17 protein-coding genes are annotated in these 14,257 nt (G+C 57.4%); 13 read left to right on the top strand and 4 right to left on the bottom strand.

The window, feature by feature from the left end:
• Positions 1-39: 39 nt before the first annotated feature.
• Positions 40-1,251: a PDZ domain-containing protein gene (locus M4951_RS03195; RefSeq protein WP_262025043.1), complete on the bottom strand. Its 1,212-nt coding sequence runs from the start codon at positions 1,249-1,251 to the stop codon at positions 40-42.
• A gap of 114 nt (positions 1,252-1,365) precedes the next feature.
• Here M4951_RS03195 and M4951_RS03190 point away from each other — a divergent pair, with 114 nt between their 5' ends.
• The 3 genes from M4951_RS03190 to M4951_RS03180 all read left to right on the top strand — a co-directional run bounded on the left by M4951_RS03190 (position 1,366) and on the right by M4951_RS03180 (position 4,905).
• Complete coding sequence (locus M4951_RS03190; protein ID WP_262025042.1) at positions 1,366-2,208, top strand: class I SAM-dependent methyltransferase; 843 nt, start codon at positions 1,366-1,368, stop codon at positions 2,206-2,208.
• Between the two features lie 18 nt (positions 2,209-2,226).
• Positions 2,227-3,039 (top strand): TrmH family RNA methyltransferase, encoded by an 813-nt coding sequence (locus M4951_RS03185; RefSeq protein ID WP_262025041.1) that lies wholly within the window; start codon positions 2,227-2,229, stop codon positions 3,037-3,039.
• Between the two features lie 438 nt (positions 3,040-3,477).
• Positions 3,478-4,905 (top strand): sulfatase, encoded by a 1,428-nt coding sequence (locus tag M4951_RS03180; RefSeq protein ID WP_262025040.1) that lies wholly within the window; start codon positions 3,478-3,480, stop codon positions 4,903-4,905.
• Between the two features lie 618 nt (positions 4,906-5,523).
• Here the strand turns inward: M4951_RS03180 and folD are convergent.
• Entirely contained in the window at positions 5,524-6,411 is an 888-nt protein-coding gene (gene folD, locus M4951_RS03175; protein ID WP_262025039.1) for a bifunctional methylenetetrahydrofolate dehydrogenase/methenyltetrahydrofolate cyclohydrolase FolD, read from the bottom strand.
• Positions 6,412-6,690: 279 nt separating this feature from the next.
• Between folD and M4951_RS03170 the strand changes: the two genes are divergently transcribed.
• Both M4951_RS03170 and M4951_RS03165 read left to right on the top strand, forming a co-directional pair.
• The gene (locus tag M4951_RS03170; protein ID WP_262025038.1) at positions 6,691-8,391 is read left to right on the top strand and encodes an NADPH-dependent assimilatory sulfite reductase hemoprotein subunit; all 1,701 of its coding nucleotides are present in this window, start codon (positions 6,691-6,693) and stop codon (positions 8,389-8,391) included.
• A gap of 209 nt (positions 8,392-8,600) precedes the next feature.
• Entirely contained in the window at positions 8,601-9,044 is a 444-nt protein-coding gene (locus M4951_RS03165) for an MgtC/SapB family protein (protein WP_262025037.1), read from the top strand.
• 21 nt (positions 9,045-9,065) lie between these two features.
• On the opposite strand, the gene M4951_RS03160 is transcribed toward M4951_RS03165, so the two are convergent.
• Positions 9,066-9,221 carry a hypothetical protein gene (locus M4951_RS03160; protein WP_262025036.1) on the bottom strand — a complete coding sequence of 52 codons (156 nt, stop codon included), beginning with the start codon at positions 9,219-9,221 and terminating at the stop codon, positions 9,066-9,068.
• A gap of 63 nt (positions 9,222-9,284) precedes the next feature.
• Here M4951_RS03160 and M4951_RS03155 point away from each other — a divergent pair, with 63 nt between their 5' ends.
• The 6 genes from M4951_RS03155 (at position 9,285) to M4951_RS03130 (ending at position 11,627) form a co-directional block, all read left to right on the top strand.
• Positions 9,285-9,758, top strand: a complete 474-nt coding sequence (locus M4951_RS03155; protein ID WP_262025035.1) for a PA2169 family four-helix-bundle protein — start codon at positions 9,285-9,287, stop codon at positions 9,756-9,758.
• 103 nt (positions 9,759-9,861) lie between these two features.
• On the top strand, positions 9,862-10,017 hold the full coding sequence (locus M4951_RS03150) for a DUF3309 family protein (RefSeq protein ID WP_081444728.1): 156 nt from the start codon (positions 9,862-9,864) through the stop codon (positions 10,015-10,017).
• Between the two features lie 37 nt (positions 10,018-10,054).
• Entirely contained in the window at positions 10,055-10,246 is a 192-nt protein-coding gene (locus M4951_RS03145) for a hypothetical protein (protein ID WP_262025034.1), read from the top strand.
• Positions 10,247-10,587: 341 nt separating this feature from the next.
• Complete coding sequence (locus M4951_RS03140) at positions 10,588-11,091, top strand: ferritin-like domain-containing protein (protein WP_262025033.1); 504 nt, start codon at positions 10,588-10,590, stop codon at positions 11,089-11,091.
• A gap of 2 nt (positions 11,092-11,093) precedes the next feature.
• Positions 11,094-11,315 (top strand): hypothetical protein, encoded by a 222-nt coding sequence (locus M4951_RS03135; protein WP_262025032.1) that lies wholly within the window; start codon positions 11,094-11,096, stop codon positions 11,313-11,315.
• 75 nt (positions 11,316-11,390) lie between these two features.
• Positions 11,391-11,627, top strand: coding sequence for a Rho termination factor N-terminal domain-containing protein (locus M4951_RS03130; RefSeq protein ID WP_315985770.1), 237 nt, complete (start codon positions 11,391-11,393; stop codon positions 11,625-11,627).
• A gap of 102 nt (positions 11,628-11,729) precedes the next feature.
• Here M4951_RS03130 and M4951_RS03125 read toward each other — a convergent pair whose 3' ends face one another.
• Entirely contained in the window at positions 11,730-12,488 is a 759-nt protein-coding gene (locus M4951_RS03125; RefSeq protein ID WP_262025031.1) for a formylmethanofuran dehydrogenase subunit C, read from the bottom strand.
• 73 nt (positions 12,489-12,561) lie between these two features.
• On the opposite strand from M4951_RS03125, the gene M4951_RS03120 reads away from it, so the two are divergent.
• Both M4951_RS03120 and M4951_RS03115 read left to right on the top strand, forming a co-directional pair.
• Positions 12,562-13,203, top strand: a complete 642-nt coding sequence (locus M4951_RS03120) for a molybdenum cofactor guanylyltransferase (RefSeq protein WP_262025030.1) — start codon at positions 12,562-12,564, stop codon at positions 13,201-13,203.
• 19 nt (positions 13,204-13,222) lie between these two features.
• The gene (locus M4951_RS03115; RefSeq protein ID WP_262025029.1) at positions 13,223-13,732 is read left to right on the top strand and encodes a DinB family protein; all 510 of its coding nucleotides are present in this window, start codon (positions 13,223-13,225) and stop codon (positions 13,730-13,732) included.
• Positions 13,733-14,257: the final 525 nt, after the last annotated feature.

Raw genomic sequence — 14,257 nt, 5'->3', positions numbered from 1 at the left:
CGACCGATTCGAGCGACGGTCGCAATTTCTAGAATGGGTTTACCGATTGCTATATTCGGGACGCATTGGCCATTTGCCCAGCGTGACGGTCAGTTCGATCGGTTGGTCGTCGCGGAGGATTTTCATCTTCACTTTATCCCCCACCTTTTTGTCACGCAGAATATCGGTGAGCGCTGTGAAGTGCGCGACCTTCTGGCCATCCACCGCCTGAATGACGTCGTCCTTGCGAACGCCTGCGGCGAACGCGCTGCCTTCGCGCGGCACATCTTGGACGGTGCAAGGAGATTCGGAGATCGTCGATCCTTGCACGCCGAGAAAAGCCCCGTTGCGAATATCCATGCGGCGCTGATCTTCCCCGAACTGGGCGAACAGATCTTCCTTCCCTTCGTCGGAAAGCTCGGTGCCGAACAATTCCGCTTTGATCAATCGTTGCATCTGCGCAAACATCGGGATGACTTCATCATCGATCGGCAGATAATAGAACCGCACATTTTCTAACTGGGGAAGCAGCGGTTTCAATTCTTGCAATGCGACGTCGTCAATCTTCGGCGCGTCTTTGATCGTTAACAAGCGCACGTTATCCATCGCAGCGATCTGCTTTAGATACTCCGGCGTAATTTTCTCGCCCGAGAGCTGCACGTCTTCGATAAAGCGCAGCTGTCGCAAATAGTAGAGCTCACTCGCCGTTCCTTGGAAGCTGTCGTCAATCGTGACGCTAGGACCACGCGACGAATCGATAAACCCGTTCGCAGGCAGATATTCGCTGAACTTCACGCCTAGACTCCGCAGTACGCGGCGCGAACGTTCTTCCTGCAGCGCGGCGACCCGATTGAGCATCTCCTGTGCATACTGAGAAACGCGGTCATGGCCGGCGGTCGAGATCAGTTCCAGACGTTCGGTCGCGGCGATCTCGGCGTTGATATCGCTCCCCAGCGTGTACTGCTTCAAAATATGAATGCAGCGGATCGATTTTTCCAAACTTCCGCTGGCGACCGCCGCCGTTAATTCGTCAATCGCTTCGGGACCGGCGTGCGACAGCTTTTCGGTCGCATCTTCTCGGATCAAGAAACGTTCCGAATCAAGTTTGGCGATCAAACGCCGAATTTCATCCGCCGACATCGCAGTCGCGGCTGGCGGTTCGCTTTCGACAAGCGCTTCGTCCCCCGCCGACTCGGCAGGGGGTTGCGCATAGATATCGCCTGAACAAAAAATCAGAAAAGCGAGCGGGATGCAGAGGAGAGACGGTCTCAACGGCCGTTCCTTGGTTAGCGGCATTTTTGAAGGCGGTCTTTCGTATTCTCCCCCGATCTTCACAATAATGCCAGAGGAAATCAATCGTACACTCCCCTTTCAGCCCTAGTCACCTTGTTTACGCCAGATCAATATCAACTGCTCGACTTCGGCGACGGACGCAAATTAGAGCGTTTCGGGGCATTCTTGCTCGATCGCTTAGCGCCGGCTGCCGATGCGACCCGTCCCAACCGCCGCGATTTTTGGCGTGACGCCGCTTGCTGCTATGAGCGGACCAACGGAGACCGGGGAGCCTGGCGACCGGCCGATGCGCTCCCTTTGAACTGGACAATCACCCATGGCGACTTCTGTTTCGAGCTAAAACCGACCGAATTCGGACACTTGGGCGTTTTTCCAGAACAGGCCGAAAACTGGGATTGGCTCGCCGATTGGGTCACCCAGCGAGAATCGGCCAAAGTCCTCAATTTATTCGCCTACACCGGGGGTAGCACTTTGGCGGCGGCCGCCGCCGGCGCCGAAGTCACCCATGTCGACGCCGCCAAAAACGTGGTCGCGTGGGCACGTCGCAACGCCGAGCTCTCGAGTCTGGCCGATGCTCCTATCCGCTGGATCGCCGATGACGCCCGCAAGTTCGTCCGGCGCGAACGAAAGCGGGGAGCCCGCTATAACGCGATTGTTCTCGATCCCCCCAGTTACGGACACGGGGCCAAAGGAGAAGTCTGGCGCGTCGAGCAAGACTTGCCGGCGCTGCTGCAGGACTTGCGAGCCATCTCGACCGACGATGCGGCGATCTTGCTCACTTGCCATTCGCCGGGTCTCGGCCCTGTCCAGTTGCGGGAGATGCTGGAGCTTTATTTTTTTGGGCGCAAAGCGGCGCGTCTCGAAGCTCGTCCCCTGTTCATCACTTCCGCAGACGGTCGACGTCTGCCGAGCGGCATCTTGGCTCGCTGGTCCTAACCCCTACGGAATCCCTTCATGCCCGAGCGTATTACGAGCGTGCAAAACCCCCGGATCAAAGCAGCGTCCAAACTGCGTCAGCGACGTGCGCGCCAACAGCAAGGGCGCACGATCATTGACGGCATTCGCGAAATCGATCGCGCGCTGGCGACCGGATTTCCCCTGCTCGAACTCTTCGTCTGCGACGAACTGCTGGTCGGTGAAGAAGCGGAAGCGCTGCGCCAGCGGATCTCGCAAGACCGTGACTTGAATCTCTTTGAGATCACCCGCGACGTCTGCGAGAAGCTCTCGTTTGGCGAGCGCGCCGAAGGGGTTATCGCCGTCGCCAACTATCCCGATACGATGCTCGATCACGAAAAACTGGGGAAGCGGCCGCTGATCGTGGTGCTGGAAGGCGTCGAAAAGCCTGGCAATCTGGGCGCGATCTTGCGCACAGCAGATGCCGTTGGCGCCGATTGTCTGATCGCCGCCGACGCGCGAACCGATATCTTCAATCCGAATGCAATCCGCGCCAGTCTCGGCACGATCTTCGCCATCCCCACGTTTGAAGCGACAACCGCGGAAACGTTGACCTTTTTGCGAACAGCCGGCGCAACGATGTTCGCCGCCCGCGTTGAAGGCGCCGTCTCGTACGAGCAGGTCAAATTCACCGGCCCAACCGCACTCATTCTAGGTAGCGAAGCGGAAGGCCTTTCCGATCGCTGGCTCGCCGATGACGTCACCAATATCCGCTTGCCGATGCGCGGCATCGCCGACAGTCTGAACGTCTCGACCACCGCCGCGGTGTTGTTGTACGAAGCGAATCGCCAACGAGCCAACATTATCATGTGACGGAACACTAGCCCGCTGCGCGAGCGAGGGAATGCGGCTCGCCACTTCAATCCGAGTTGGAATTGCCAAGCGGGGCGGCGCAGCCGTAAGAGGCATTGGTTCCCGGTAAGCAGTTCAGGGGCTTTTCGCCATTTCCAACGGTATAGCGACCACCGAAGTAAGTCCGACCGCGGCTCGATGCCTCCTACCGACTTCGTCGGCCCCGATAGCGGAGCTATCCGGGCCAACCGGAATCCGTTCGGCCAAATAGCGCAACTTCAAAATGCGCGAGCGAGGGAATGCGGCTCGCCACTTCAATCCGAGTTGGAATTGCCAAGCGCATTCCCTCGCTGGCGCAGCGGGCTAGTGTTTTGTTGTTGCAATGGTGAATCGCTGTTCGCGTTGGATTACAATGACTTCGATCCATTCCCACCGGACCGAACGCCAGGAACTTTTCTCATGCATCTGCGCCCTTGGCTCGCCGCTCTTGTCCTCACGCTGAGCGCCTCGTCGCTGATCGCCGCGGACGGCAAATACAATGTCTTGTTCATCATCTCCGATGACCTCTCGGCCGAATCCCTCTCTTGTTACGGGCATCGCGAGTGCAAAACGCCCAACATTGATCGGTTGGCGCAGCGCGGCGTGAAGTTCACGCACGCCTATTGTCAGTACCCCGTTTGCGGACCATCGCGAGCAGCGCTGATGTCAGGTCTGCACGCAGCGACGATCGGCGTCATGGGCAATGGCCAATCAACCCGGTTCACCAAGAACCTGGGTGAGCGGGCCAGCATGTCGCAGCACTTTCGCGACCAGGGATATTACGCGGCCCGGGTCAGCAAGATCTATCACATGAGAATCCCCGGCGACATCACCGCCGGAACCGACGGCGACGATCATGCAGCGTCGTGGGACGAGCGATTCAATTGCCAGGCGCCGGAGTGGATGAGCGCCGGCGATGCGGCGATGTATTCTAACGAGAAGCTGAAGAAGGATCCCGACAAGCATTTTGGACTTGGTTTCGGCACCGCTTTCTATGCTGTGAAAGCTTCGACCGACGGAACCGAACAAGCCGATCACCAAGCGGCCGACAAAGCGATCGAGCTATTGCGCCAACACAAGGACGAACGCTTTTTTCTAGCGGTCGGCATGGTTCGCCCCCATGTGCCGTTGGTCGCGCCGGCGAAGTTCTTTGAACCCTACCCAGACGGCCAAATGGAGTTGCCCCCCAAGATCGCCGGTGACTGGGATGATATTCCCCAAGCAGGCATCTCGCGCAATAGCCAAGCGACCGGCATGACGCTGGAAGGTCAACGCAACACGCTCTCGGCCTATTACGCCGCCGTCGCCTACATGGACTACCAGGTCGGCCGCGTCTTGGACGAACTGAACCAATTGGGACTCGACAAAAACACGATCGTCGTCTTCACCGCCGATCACGGTTATCACTTGGGCGAACATGACTTTTGGCAAAAGATGAGCCTGCACGAAGAGTCGACCCACATTCCGTTGATCGTCGCCATCCCAGGAGAACGACCCAAGATCGTCAACGGTCTGGCGGCCCAGATCGATATCTACCCGACCTTGGCGCAGCTATGCGAGTTGCCGGTTCCTGACTACTTGCAAGGAGTCAGCCAAGCGGCGGCGATTGCTTCCCCAGACGCCGCCGTGCGCGATGATGTCCTGTGCATGACCAGCAAAGGCAAACTGCTGCGCACCGATCGCTACGCCTATATCGCCTACAGCGGCGGGACCGAAGAGCTGTACGACATGCAAAGCGATCCCCAGCAGTACAAGAACCTGGCGAAAGATCCCGCGTCGCAACAAGTGCTGGCGAAGCTGCGCGTGCAACTAAAACAGAAAGCCGATCTGCCGCGCCCGGCGAAGTAATCGCCTTCGTAGCCCGAAACGCGAGTGAGGGAAATGCGGTTGGCTACTTCGATCCGTATGGGGATCGCCGAGCGATTTTCCCCTCGCGCGCTTTGAGGTTGCGATTTTTGCAATTCGCGAACGGTCGAACACGAATAAAGGACCTTAATACGGCCAGAATCAACCGCAAATTGTCACACTAGCCCGCCAGCGCCAGCGAGGGAATAGTGTTGGCGATCCTAACCCGGATTGAAGTGGCCAGCCGTATTCCCTCGCTTGCGCTGCGGGCTAGTGTTGCGTCACGCGACAATTTTCGGGCGCCATGTTCTTATTAGCCGTAGTGCGTTAGCACCGGTTTCTGGTGGGAACTCATTTGCGAAAGACAATTAGTGACAGAAACCGCGGCTAACGCCGTGCGGCTGATTTCGTGGAAGCCGAAAATAGCGGTTTGACAAAACACTAGTGTTCGATAGATTCGAAATAGCGCAACCTCAAAACTCGCGCGTCGTGCTATGAAGAAGAATGGGCGCCTGCGATTTCAAACTGCGCAACCACAAAGAGCGCGAGCGAGGGAATGCGGTCTCGATTCAATGTTCGAATCACGAACTACTTCGTGATTCGTTTGCATTCGACATTTCGTCATTTACCAGTCGCCGCTTGCCACTCGGCGGCGCGAAGCGTGTTTTCCATTAGCATGACGACCGTCAACGGGCCGACGCCTCCCGGCACTGGCGTAATCGCCGAGGCGACTTCTTTGACGCTGTCAAAGTCGACATCCCCGCACAAACCGTCGTCGGTTCGATTGATGCCGACATCGATCACGGCGGCGCCCGGCTTGACCATGTCGGCGGTTACAAATTTTGGCTTGCCGATCGCGGCGATCAAGATATCGGCGGTGCGGCAAATGGCCGGCATATCGGCGGTACGGCTATGACAAACGGTGACCGTCGCATTGGCGGCCGAGGATCCGCAGGTTGAGTCTTTTTGCATTAGCATCAGCGCCATCGGCTTGCCGACGATTTCGCTGCGACCAATAATTACAGCATGTTTGCCGGCGGCGGAGATGCCGCTGCGATGCAGGATCTGCAGCACGCCATGCGGCGTACAGGGGAGAAACCGCGGGCGACCTTGCGAGACTAACCCGACATTCTGGGGATGGAAGCAGTCGACGTCTTTGGCCGGGTCAATCGCATCCAGGATCGGCGTCGGATCGATTCCGGCCGGCAACGGCAGTTGAACCAGGATCCCGCTCACCGCCGGATCAGCGTTCAGCTGAGCGATCAGCGCCAACAGCCCTGCGGCGGTCGTATCCTCCGGCAACCGATGCATGTGACTTTGAATGCCGACGCGAGCACAAGCACGCTCCTTATTCCGCACATAAACCTGGCTGGCCGGGTCATCGCCGACCAATACCGCCGCCAAGCCGGGCTGTCGCCCCGTTTTGGCCTGAAATGCGGCGGTCCGCTCGTGAATCTCGACTTCGATCTGCTGGGCGATCGCTTTACCGTCCAAGATTTTCGCCGCCATGCCGGAGCTCCTTACCACCTCAAAAAGACTCAAAACGCCGTAAAAACGGCCTCTAGAAGAGGTCGCTATTGTAGCTGCGCCTCGCATTGGGGGTATCCCCCGGATTTCGAGCCGAAATTGAAAAAATCAGAAATCAATTTTCCAGCGCTCATCCAACCAATGGCTGATCGCCGTTACGTCTGATTCCGATAACCGATATACTACCCCTTTGCTGGCCCTAGCGCCGCAATCTACCTACATCTACTGACCAACCAATCACGCCAACGATAACGGATCCCGATGTCGACTGATCAAGCCCTCAGCCCGGTGGACGAATTCAAACGCGATAGCAACTACTTGCGCGGTGAGATCGCCCAGGAGTTTGTGGACGGCAGCGATCATTTCGGCAAATCGAGCATCCAGTTGATGAAGCACTTCGGCGTCTATCAGCAAGACGACCGCGATATGCGGAGCGCCAACCGAGCCGCCGGCGGGGGCAAGTCCTACATTTTCATGATCCGCACCCGCATTCCGGCCGGCGTGCTGACCGCCGAACAAATGCTGGTCGAACTTGATCTGTGTGACGAACTGGGGAACGAGACGCTCCGGATCACCAGCCGCCAAGGCTTGCAGCATCACGGCGTGATGAAAGAAGGGCTGCAGCCGCTGGCCCAAAAGCTCAAACAAGTTGGCCTGTCAACGCTAGGCGCTTGCGGCGACGTCAATCGTAACGTGATGTGTTGCCCTGCTCCGCTGTTTGGGGACAGCGTCCGTCGCCAGATGCAGGAAACCGCCTCGCAATTGGCCGATCATTTTGCCCCCAAGACCGGCGCCTATCGCGAGATCTTCCTGCAAGATCCCGAAACCGGCGAAAAGGAAAAAATCGCCACCGGTGAAGTGGTCGAACCGCTTTACGGCAAACAGTACCTGCCGCGCAAATTCAAAATGGGGATGGCGCTGCCCGAAGACAACTGCATTGACGTCTACACGCACGACCTGGGCATGATCTGCGTGCACGAAAACGGCGAGATCCTCGGCTACAATATCTTGGTCGGCGGCGGCCAAGGTCGCACGCCGAGCGCGGACAAGACGTTCCCCGCTTTGGGGCAACGACTGACCTTCGTCACGCCGGATCAATTGATCCCGGCCATCGAAGCGGTCGTCAAAGTGCAACGCGACTTCGGCAACCGCGAAGACCGCAAGGTCGCCCGCATGAAGTACCTGATCCATAACTGGGGTCTAGAAAAATTCAAAGCGAAGGTCGAAGAGTACTACGGCAGTTCGCTGCCTGAGCCGCATCCGGCCGACGTGCACGGCTTTGATGATCACAAAGGCTGGTGCGCCCAAGGAGACGGCAAGTGGTTCTACGGCTTGAACGTCGAAAACGGCCGGATCAAAGATGACGAAACGATGCAGCTGAAAACGGCGATCCGCAAGATCTGCCGCCAGTTCAATCCCGGCATTCGCCTGACCAGTCATCAAGACATTATCTTCAGCGATATCAACGAGGCCGACAAAGAGGCTTTGATCGAGATCCTGAAATCGCACCAAGTGCCGCTGACCGAAGATATCTCGAACGTCCGTCGCTGGTCGATGGCCTGCGTTGCTTGGCCAACCTGCGGCTTGTCGATCACCGAGAGCGAACGAGCGCTTCCCGGCATCATCGATGGCCTGGAAGCGGAACTTGCGAAGCTGGGTCTCGCGGCCGAAGAGTTCACTGTTCGCATGACCGGTTGTCCCAACGGCTGCGCTCGTCCTTACAACAGCGACGTCGGCCTGGTCGGTCGCGCCAAAGAAAAATATACCGTCTTCTTGGGCGGACGCTTGCTCGGCAACCGCTTGAGCTTCCTCTACAAAGACATGGTTCCGGCCGACGACGTTACGCCGGAACTGGCCAAGGTCTTCGCGTTCTTCAAAGCGGCGCGAGAAGAAGGCGAGAGCTTTGGCGACTTCTGCCATCGCCAAGGGAAAGAAGCGATCGAAGCGGCCGTCAGCCAATAACGCTGGCGAGTCTCGATCGCTCGCGATAGACTAGTGTTCTGTCAAACCGCTATTTTCGGCTTCCACGAAATCAGCCGCACGGCGTTAGCCGCGGTTTCTGTTACCAATTGTCTTTCGCAAATGAGTTCCCATCAGAAACCGGTGCTAACGCACTACGGCTAATAAAATCATGGCGCCTGAAAATTGTCGCGTGACAGAACACTAGCACGATGCTCGAAATTGCCCTCAAACTATTCGCCGCTCTGCTAGTCGGCGGCGTGCTTGGCTGGGAACGCGAGAAGCGCCAGAAGACGGCCGGCCTGCGCACCTACATGCTGGTCTCGCTTGGATCCGCGGCTTTTATGATCGCTGGACTCCAACTGCAGGAAGATATTGGACCAACCGATTTGTCGGCGGTACGCATCGACGTCTCGCGCGTTTTAGCAGCGATCATCGGCGGGATTGGCTTTCTTGGCGCCGGTTCGATCATCGAGTCGCGCGGCGGCGTTCGCGGCATTACCACCGCCGCAGGCGTCTGGGTCGCCGCGTCCGGCGGTATCGCCTGTGGATGCGGTTACTATGATCTGGCGGCTATAGCCACCATCTTGGCCTGGGTGGTGATTGTCGGCGTGGGACGATTTGAGCGGTGGCATTTCGAAGACGACGACGAGTAGCCGCTCTTTCTGCAAACATCTTCACGATTTGATCGTTTCTAAAAACCCAGCGGCTCGCAGGCGATCGCGCGGCGACCAGCTTGGCTTATCGACCACATAAAAACAGGGCCCCTGCGGCCGTTTTTCCAGGCAAACGGCCTGATTCTCGGTCTTTTCGCTCTTTTCCTCCTCTGGCACAGCGTTTGCCTTTAGTTCTGGCGCCTGGACAACTCACTGCACTTGTAACTGAGGAGAACGAAAATGTCATTGGAAACCAAAATTACGCTTAATGATAAGACCGTTGCGAAACTGCAAAAGCTGATTCGCTCCAATATCGACTCGTACGACGGCTTCCGCGAATCGGCGGACCAAATCGACGACGCGCAAGTCGCGGCGCTATTCCGCGAGATGGCGGCAGACCGCTCGACCCTAGCGGCCGAATTGCAAGACTTTGTCGTCTGGAACGGCGAAGAAGCGGCGGAAGACGGCTCGTATGCGGCCGCGATCCATCGTACCTGGATCGACATTCGCAGCATGCTAAGCGGAGGCGACGCCTACGCGATTCTGTGTGAAGCGGAACGAGGCGAAGATCAAATCAAAGCCGCCTACGAAGACGTGCTGAAAGAAACGGCCGGCAGCGCCATGAACGACGTGCTGCAAAAACAATATGCCCAGGTCAAAGCAGGCCACGATCGCATCCGCGATCTCCGCGACGCCTTCAAAGCGAAGTCGTAACGCACAATCTCAGGCGTCGACCGCATCTTTGGAGACCGTCAAAGATGCGGCGTCGCCTGGCTTTCCCATCGATCCCACACTTGTATAAATCAGGAACCGTACGATGCTCGGAACCATCCTTTTAATTGTGTTAGTTTTAATGCTACTTGGCTCAGTTCCGGCTTGGCCGCACAGCCGGTCCTGGGGCTATGGTCCCAGCGGCGGATTAGGATTGGTTGTGGTCATCCTGCTGATTCTCGTCCTTATGGGACGTATTTAACCGCGCAGCCGCTGCGCTATTTGGGAGGAACTCGACGATGAATGCAACTTGGAAATTACTGACTCCGACTCTCGTGGGCTGCACGCTATTGCTAGGAGCGACGGCGCTGACCAGCGGCTGCGATCAAAAGGAAAAAATTCTCGACATCGAAGGACCACGCGGCGAAGTCGAAGTCGAACGCGACAAAGAGACCGGCGATGTCGACGTTGAGGTTAACCGAGATCGATAAAAGAGCAGTCAACACTGCTGTCGAGACTCGTTTTAAATAGATCAGGCGAGCCCAGTTCGGGCTCGCCTATTTTTATTTGACACGACAAGCTGAACGAGCCTCGTTCACTCCGTTCGCTGGCGATCCACTTCTGGATTAGCAGCCAACCACGCTTGTATTGACTCATCGAAGCAAAGTTTAGAAGCAATAGAGAGAGGAAGTTATTTCACCACCACCGGTTACTTCATTGTCGGAAGAAAGCCGAAACGAAAATTTTCTGCGTCGCCAGCCGCTGGCACAGAACATGCACTTTTCAGATCTCGCGTCTGATTGTTCTCTACAAATTCCCGAAGGCTTGAACCGTGAAACTCGACTCACTTCAAAAGCTCTATGTTCAAGAGCTGAAAGATCTCTATAGCGCTGAAAATCAACTGCTGGAAGCGTTGCCCAAGATGGAAGCGGCGGCGAGCCATGCAGAACTGAAGAAAGCGTTTCGAGATCACTTGTCCGAAACGAAAACGCACGTGGGCCGGCTTGAGAAAATCTTTAAGAAGCTCGATTTTGAACCAGGCGGACACAAATGCGCCGCCATGGCTGGGCTGATCGAAGAAGGTTCGGAATTGCTGAAAAGCGATATCGAACCCAAAGTCTTGGACGCGGCGCTCATCGCAGCCGCTCAACGCGTCGAACATTACGAGATGGCAGGCTACGGGACGGCTCGCGCATTCGCGGATCAACTAGGCGATCACGACTCGGCGGATATCTTGCAATTGACTCTCAATGAAGAAGGTCATGCGAATCAATTGCTTACTCGACTAGCCGAGCGAAGCGTTAACTTCCTGGCAACCACGGCGAAAGGAGAGTAGCCATGTCCGAAAATTGGGGCCCCTGCAAAGCATGTAAGTGGTGGCAGATCGAGCCGGACGCATCCGTTCATGACCACACGATCGGCTATTGCATTGATGAATTGATCCAACCATTTCAACTGCGGATCGCCGGCAACGGCGGCTGCAATCGATTTGAAGCAGGCAAGCCGGCTCGAGCCGCAGGCTCAAGCGAATGTCCGCCGGCGGCTGCTCCGCAAAGATAAAGCAGGAGAACGAACATGCCCAAAGCATGAAGCGCCAAAGACGAGCAGCAATACGATCACGTCAAGCAAAGCGCGCTGGATCGCGGCAAATCGGCAGATCGCGCCGCAGAGATCGCCGCTCGCACCGTCAACAAACAACGGCGCAGCGAAGGCCGGACGCCCAACAAAACGACCCAAGGGACCGGCAATCCCAACCGCCGACTCGAAGACCGCACGGTCGACGAACTGCGCAACTTGGCGGCCGACAAAAACGTGAACGGTCGCAGCCGGATGAAAAAAGCGGAACTGATTCAAGCGCTGCGGGAGAAGTAACCCGTCAGACGCCCGAGCATAGCCCACGAAAGGCTATTTATCGCGAATGGAATCGACCTGGCGGCCGCACTGTCGGTCGCCAGATTTTTTTCTTGAAGCGGCTTACGAAACCGGCGAAAGTATTTCACCACGCGACATCTCCGCCGCATCGCCAGAATAGAGACGAAATTGTCGCTCCCATTTTGCGCGTTCGATCGGAAACCCCTGCTGATCCAGTTCGCGCCAGAGCAGCGGCAACATGGGGGGCGAAAACTCGCAATCCGCATGAAACGTCGCCGGCAAATCACGCACCTCGGAGAGCGACACAATCGTTCCTCGCTTCATCCGTAGCCCCGCCTGCTTGCCGAGCTTCCCTCCAACCACGATCGTCCCCGCCAACATGCGATAACCGCAGAGCGGACCGACATCGCCGGCGACCGCGATCAAGCCGCGGCGCATCCGGGTTCCTAGTTCGCGGCCGGCGTCGCCGTGAATCAGGATTACGCCTCCTTGCAGCCCTCGCTTTTCACCCGAGTTCGGGCTACCGACAAAGTCCCCAGCGCTGCCGGTAATCGTCAGTGTTCCGCCGGACATCGCCGCGCCGGCATGATCTCCCACGTCCCCTTCGACGACGACGTCTCCAGTTTGCATCTCAGCCCCCAGATAATCGCACTGCGAAAAATCGCCGATCCAACGCAACTGTTGATCGGCGGCGTCCCCCTTCAATTGAAAGAGGGCTCCCAGTTCGATACGCGGATCGCTATCGCTTAAGGGAATCTTAGCGATCTGCGCCGGCGTCAGCGATGCTAACCGCTGCGGCGTGATCTCTCGCAAACCGATGCCGGGAGCGATATCTTGAACAAGGGTCAGAGTTAACGGCATCGCCGGTAGCTTTCAAAATTGGCCTATTAGAACTGTCCGTCCAAGATAGCTGCGAAATCGCCGCGAGTGAACCATGATGCAACGACCCATTCCGCAAAGCGCGGCGATCCTCTTGTGCGGAGGACAAAGTCGCCGGATGGGGGTCGAGAAGGCCTCGCTGCCGTTTGGCGACGAAGCGCTGCTGGCCCGCATCGTACGCATCATCGCACCGACCGTGACCGAAATCATGGTGGTTGCAGCGCCCCAGCAAACATTGCCGAAACTCCCCGTCCCGGTGCAGATCGTCTACGACGAAAATCCAGGGCTCGGGCCGCTGGAAGGGATCCGCTGCGGACTCGCTTCGCTCGGTTCCGAGATCGATCGCATTCTCGTCTGCGGATGCGATACTCCGCTGATTACCACAGAAGCGGTGCGAATATTATTCGAAAAATTGACCGACCCGTGTGACGCGGCGGTCGCGACTGACATCCAACGGATGCATCCCACTTTCGGCGTCTATCGCGCCCATGTCGCCGACATCGCCGCTCAACAACTAAGAGCCGGCGAGCGGTCGCTGCATGGTTTTGTGAAGCGTCTCGCCGTCGCCGCCGTTCCCCTGAATGAGTTGGGCGGCGACGATCTGCTGCACAACGTGAATACGCCGGAAGATTATTCGCTGGCATTGTCGGCGGCTGGCTTGCCGCCAGAAAAATTGCCGCCTGCCCCCTCACCCTAAGAAACTGAAGGACTCTCTCATGCCTGACGCCGCCGCCTGGGAACTTGTTAAGAAGAGCATCTCGGCAAGTTGCCAACTGTTTGACGGTCACTTAAGCGAAGTCGACAAAGCCGATTGGTTTCGCATGCCGACCGAAGGGGTAACGCATGTCGCTTGGCAAGCGGGCCACATCGCTATCTCTACTTACGGAATCGGTCTCCGCCTGCAACGCGGCGAACGTCCGGCCGACGCCGAACTGGGACTGACAAACTACAAAGAGCTATTCGGCCAAGGCTCGACCCCATCGGCGGACGCCAGCATTTACCCGTCGGCTGAAGAACTTCACGCAACGATCAAAAAAGTGTTCGCCCAGGTCGACCAAGAAATGGTCGAGTGGCCGCTGAGCGATCTCGACAGCGCACTCGATCCTCCCCATCCTCGCTTCAAGACGCGGTTCGAGTTTCTCGCGTTCCTACCGGCGCATAACTTCATGCACTTCGGTCAAGTCTCGCTGCTGCGGCGGCTATTCGGCAACGCACCGCTGCGCTAGAGAATTTTGTAGCGTGGGTGCAGCAAGCGAATTGGTCTTGGAGATGCTCGATCAACGTGACTCGCTTGCGTAACCCACCTCCGGCGAAAGACTCGGCGTGTGGAAAATTTGGCTGGCATCTCTCTTCGTAGCCCGAAGCGCAAGTTTTGAGGTTGCGTTATTTGGCCTGGTTGGCCGCGATAGCTCCGCTATCGGGGCCGACGAAGTCGGTAAGAGGCATCGAGCCGCGGTCGGACGAACTTCGGTGGTCGCCATACCGTTGGAAATGGCGAAATGGCCCCGAACTGCATACCGGGAGCCAAGGCCTCTTACGGCTGCGCCGCCCCGATAGCGGAGCTATCGCGGCCAACCCGAGAAATAGCGATTGAAAGTGAAGACGGTGCTGCGCGGCACGTATCGACATCAGCCGCACGGCGTTAGCCGCGGTTTCTGACAGGAACTCTTTGTCGACGGAAAATTGGAGACAAAAACCGCGGCTAACGCCGTGCGGCTGATTTTGGGGGAGAAGCTAGACGACAGGGGACT

This window comes from Blastopirellula sp. J2-11 (genome assembly GCF_024584705.1).
In the GTDB taxonomy this organism is placed as follows: domain Bacteria; phylum Planctomycetota; class Planctomycetia; order Pirellulales; family Pirellulaceae; genus Blastopirellula.
This window is presented reverse-complemented; position numbering and strand designations above follow the sequence as displayed.

What these genes read in the sequence shown, in the direction of transcription:
- M4951_RS03135 (WP_262025032.1), top strand. Translation starts at nt 11,094, where the DNA reads ATGTCCGAAAATTGGGGCCCCTGCAAAGCATGTAAGTGGTGGCAGATC.
- M4951_RS03155 (WP_262025035.1), top strand. Translation starts at nt 9,285, where the DNA reads ATGTCATTGGAAACCAAAATTACGCTTAATGATAAGACCGTTGCGAAA.
- M4951_RS03150 (WP_081444728.1), top strand. Translation starts at nt 9,862, where the DNA reads ATGCTCGGAACCATCCTTTTAATTGTGTTAGTTTTAATGCTACTTGGC.
- M4951_RS03120 (WP_262025030.1), top strand. Translation starts at nt 12,562, where the DNA reads ATGATGCAACGACCCATTCCGCAAAGCGCGGCGATCCTCTTGTGCGGA.
- folD (WP_262025039.1), bottom strand. Translation starts at nt 6,411, where the DNA reads ATGGCGGCGAAAATCTTGGACGGTAAAGCGATCGCCCAGCAGATCGAA.
- M4951_RS03115 (WP_262025029.1), top strand. Translation starts at nt 13,223, where the DNA reads ATGCCTGACGCCGCCGCCTGGGAACTTGTTAAGAAGAGCATCTCGGCA.
- M4951_RS03185 (WP_262025041.1), top strand. Translation starts at nt 2,227, where the DNA reads ATGCCCGAGCGTATTACGAGCGTGCAAAACCCCCGGATCAAAGCAGCG.
- M4951_RS03145 (WP_262025034.1), top strand. Translation starts at nt 10,055, where the DNA reads ATGAATGCAACTTGGAAATTACTGACTCCGACTCTCGTGGGCTGCACG.
- M4951_RS03165 (WP_262025037.1), top strand. Translation starts at nt 8,601, where the DNA reads ATGCTCGAAATTGCCCTCAAACTATTCGCCGCTCTGCTAGTCGGCGGC.
- M4951_RS03170 (WP_262025038.1), top strand. Translation starts at nt 6,691, where the DNA reads ATGTCGACTGATCAAGCCCTCAGCCCGGTGGACGAATTCAAACGCGAT.
- M4951_RS03125 (WP_262025031.1), bottom strand. Translation starts at nt 12,488, where the DNA reads ATGCCGTTAACTCTGACCCTTGTTCAAGATATCGCTCCCGGCATCGGT.
- M4951_RS03180 (WP_262025040.1), top strand. Translation starts at nt 3,478, where the DNA reads ATGCATCTGCGCCCTTGGCTCGCCGCTCTTGTCCTCACGCTGAGCGCC.